Raw genomic sequence first — 3,611 nt, forward strand, 5'->3', positions numbered from 1 at the left:
GTGCGGCGATGGCAGAGCTGGCACCGACATATTACCTTGTCGTTGCTGGCCCATGCAGTCCTGGCGGTTCTGCGGGTACAGGAGAAAAAAAACACCGGTAGGCCGGGTTCCGCTCAGTGTAGCGGAACTGCGTAAGCTGCTGTCAAAACTGATGGAAAAAGCGGGAAAGACAATAGAACAGATTTTACATTGGTCAAACTGGAGACGACGGCATCAATACCGGGCGCAACTATGTCACTATCGCCGCCGGGGAGATCATCGGCTTACAGAGCAATTACGGCTGTAGTACTACCTCTACAAGCCTCTGCAATGTAACAGTTCACTTCATTGACTACATTGATAGAATATCCGGCATAAAATGGTGAGAAAAAAGCGAGAAGCAAACTGCTGGTACTATAATTCCTTTCCCTCAGCTCCTATTGGAGGGGTAATGTTCAACAATTCATCAGATTAGGCTACGTAAATGAGATTGAGTGCTATACTTGCTGCAAATCATTTTGGGGATGATATGAATAAATACGACTATTGGCGTGCAATCAACCTATAACGCGATAGTTAATATAGTAAACTTCTAATTACAACCAAACTATCTTTTTCAGAATATAAGACAATGAATATTTTTGTAATAAACCTAGCAAAAGATACAGAAAGAAGAGAATCTATCAAAAAGCAAGCCGAAACTTTCGGGTTACAAATTCAATTTATAGACGCTGTCAATGGTAAGGATTTATCTGATAATGACATAAATCAGCTTTGTAAAGACTTTCATGGTAATGGTATGACCCTGGGAGTTCTCGGTTGTTCTCTCAGTCATTTAAAAATATATGAAAAAATAATAAATGATAATTTAGATATGGCCTTGATATTAGAGGATGATGCAAAATTAAACAAAGCAGTTTCCAGTGTTTATAGTTTAATTGAGAAATATAACTTAAGAAGCAAAAATAAATCATTCATTTATTTATTAAGCATTACCAATGAATATATAGATACTTTTAAAAATAGACTATCCACTAAATACTCTTTAGTTAATGTAATTGATGCTGATTATGGTTACGGATATATTATTAATAATACTGCCGATAAAAATCTAGTGAAATTCTTAAAGCCTATATGGATAGAAGCAGACAAATGGCGATTCATGCAAGAGCGTGGTGTTGTTAAAATAAAAGCTGTTATACCTCCTGCTATCAGTATTACTGATTTATCAAACAAATCTACTTTAGTAGGTGATAGATCTATAACACTCCAAAAGCGAATTTATTTTTTTGATGAACAATATAGAAATAGATCATTAAAAATAAAAACAAAATCTTTTTTATGGAGAGTGTTTATTCGAAGTTGGGTTAAAAGGGTAAAACCATAACAGAGGAAAATACATGAAACTGTTGCATCTAATTAATTTACAAGGCTTTGGTGGGGCTGAACGTATTTTTATTGAATATTTAAAAAATAGTTCTTTTGATAATGAAATTCTATGCACAAGTAATGTAATCAATAAACACATAGCATCTGAACTTTCTCATTTCAAAATTAACTATGCCAATTACATTGGTTCAACATCCATAAAATACCCTACATTCCTACGAAAACTCATATTAAATAATAAAATTAAAAATAGAAAAGCAGATATAACTATTGTATGGGATTTTGTTCCAAGATTAATCAGAAAACCTAAGGGAACTACTTTTATATATTATGATCATGGGTGCTCTTGGCGTTATCCTTTAAATAATCGAACAAACAATTTTATAAATATGTTAGATGGAGCAATCTCTATATCAAACGCATCTAAAAGAGTTATGGAATTGCGCTTTTCTCCTAGTTTTGAAATTAAAAAGGTTTTAAATAGGCTTCCAATTTCTACTGTATCGTATACTAAAAATATAAAAAATGATAAAACAATAATATTAGGCACTGCGTCTCGGCTAACGGATATAAAAGGGATAGGAATTGCAATATTAACCACCATTGAAATGTTAAAAAAAGGAATCGACACAAATCTTATTATTGCAGGTGATGGTGAGCAAAAAAAAGCCCTAAAGAATTTAGCAACAAATTTAAAACTTGATAAAAATATTGATTTTATTGGATATCAATCAAATATGGATGGTTTTTATTCTGATATAGATATTTATATTAGCACAGCTATTACAGAACCATTTGGATTATCTTGTATAGAGGCGCTATCACATGGAATCCCTGTCGTATATCCGCTGATAGATGGACAACCTGAAGCAATTAAAAATGATTTTTGTGGCATTGGAATAAAGCCCACATACCTCATTGATGAATACTATAAGGAAACAGGGCTTAATGTTGATTTCCCTTATGAGGTTTATGATCCTATAGATGATCGCATGACTACTCCAAAGCTACTAAATCCTACTGAGCTTGCTTTTGCTATAATAAAAGTTATAGCAACCTACGATAGTTTAAGTAAAAATGCATTAGAGTGGTCAAAGCAAACGATGGATTATAATCTATTTATAAAAGAATTTGAAAATTCACTAAAAGCCATATCTCAGTAAGTGAATTTATTTAATGCCAGTAAACATACTGGCATCTTGATTACAGGCTTGGTGAGTATATTCCAATTAAAAATTTTACGATAAGCATAGTAACAAATACTTCCATTTTCTTTTCCATACCCTTTAACGTCTACTGATTTGTAACAATGAACATCAAATTTAACCATACTCCAACATAAAAAATCAGAAGTGTATCACAATAACTAATTGATCAATACATACCCAAAAAAGGTTATAAAAATACCTGTCGCTCAGTGAATAAAATTCGAGCGACAGAATTTATATTATTCCCAAACATCAACTCTGGTCAATCTCGTATTATTTTGTGTATAGATTACCTTTATTGCTGTACCATTATTTATTAGTGTTAATGTTATTCTACCATCTCCCCCATGATGTGTTGTTACTGGGTAATAATCATCTGGAATTATAGTCATTGCCCCTCCAGGATTATTATCTTCATTTCCATACACCCATATGACTTTTCCTCTGCAGTCACGACCAATGTTTACTGTTTGATTATCATTAAGGCTTAATCTTGAAGCTAAAGTTGTTACTCTCCGGGCACCTAAAACAAGATACCGCCTATCACTCTCCCCTTTCGTATAACTTTCTCCCCTCAACGCATAATTACCCGCTGGTTGGTAATTTCCGGCTGGCTGATAGTTACCGGCCTGTTGATAATTCCCACGCGGTTGATACTTATTATCAGACTCCCATTTGGTATAACTTTCCCCACGTATGACGTAATTACCTGCAGGTTGGTAGTTTCCTTTGGGTTGGTATTTCGCATCAGATTCTGGTTTGGTGTAACTATCCCCTTTCAACGCATAATTTCCGACAGGAGCGTAGTTACCTTTGAGTTGGAAGCGTTGATTGGATTCTTCTTTGCTATAGGCATCTACCTCATCAGCAGTCAGAACGGCTTTGAATTCTATCCAGGCTTTACCTGTATCAGGTTCTTCCTTGTTAATACTACAGCCGTAATCCCTATTGTGCCATGATGGGGCTCTTCTTCCTTAAATAAAAGGCGGTGTCACATGCCATCCCCTGCCAAAATCTGGGAACAGGCGCTACAGG

General features: G+C 34.7%; 3 protein-coding genes and 1 pseudogene. 3 read left to right on the forward strand and 1 reads right to left on the reverse strand.

Annotated elements, in window-relative coordinates; translation table 11 throughout:
- From PSI23_RS20660 to PSI23_RS20670, 3 genes and pseudogenes are all read left to right on the forward strand, one after another.
- Positions 1-135: pseudogene (locus tag PSI23_RS20660) on the forward strand (IS701 family transposase); the annotation flags it as partial.
- A 475-nt stretch (positions 136-610) separates the two neighbouring features.
- Positions 611-1,366 (forward strand): glycosyltransferase family 25 protein, encoded by a 756-nt coding sequence (locus PSI23_RS20665; RefSeq protein WP_273556835.1) that lies wholly within the window; start codon positions 611-613, stop codon positions 1,364-1,366.
- 13 nt (positions 1,367-1,379) lie between these two features.
- Entirely contained in the window at positions 1,380-2,531 is a 1,152-nt protein-coding gene (locus tag PSI23_RS20670; protein ID WP_273556836.1) for a glycosyltransferase, read from the forward strand.
- A gap of 284 nt (positions 2,532-2,815) precedes the next feature.
- On the opposite strand, the gene PSI23_RS20675 is transcribed toward PSI23_RS20670, so the two are convergent.
- The gene (locus PSI23_RS20675) at positions 2,816-3,358 is read right to left on the reverse strand and encodes a hypothetical protein (RefSeq protein WP_273556837.1); all 543 of its coding nucleotides are present in this window, start codon (positions 3,356-3,358) and stop codon (positions 2,816-2,818) included.
- Positions 3,359-3,611: the final 253 nt, after the last annotated feature.

The sequence above is a fragment of the Xenorhabdus yunnanensis genome (assembly GCF_028598805.1).
Lineage (GTDB): Bacteria > Pseudomonadota > Gammaproteobacteria > Enterobacterales > Enterobacteriaceae > Xenorhabdus > Xenorhabdus yunnanensis.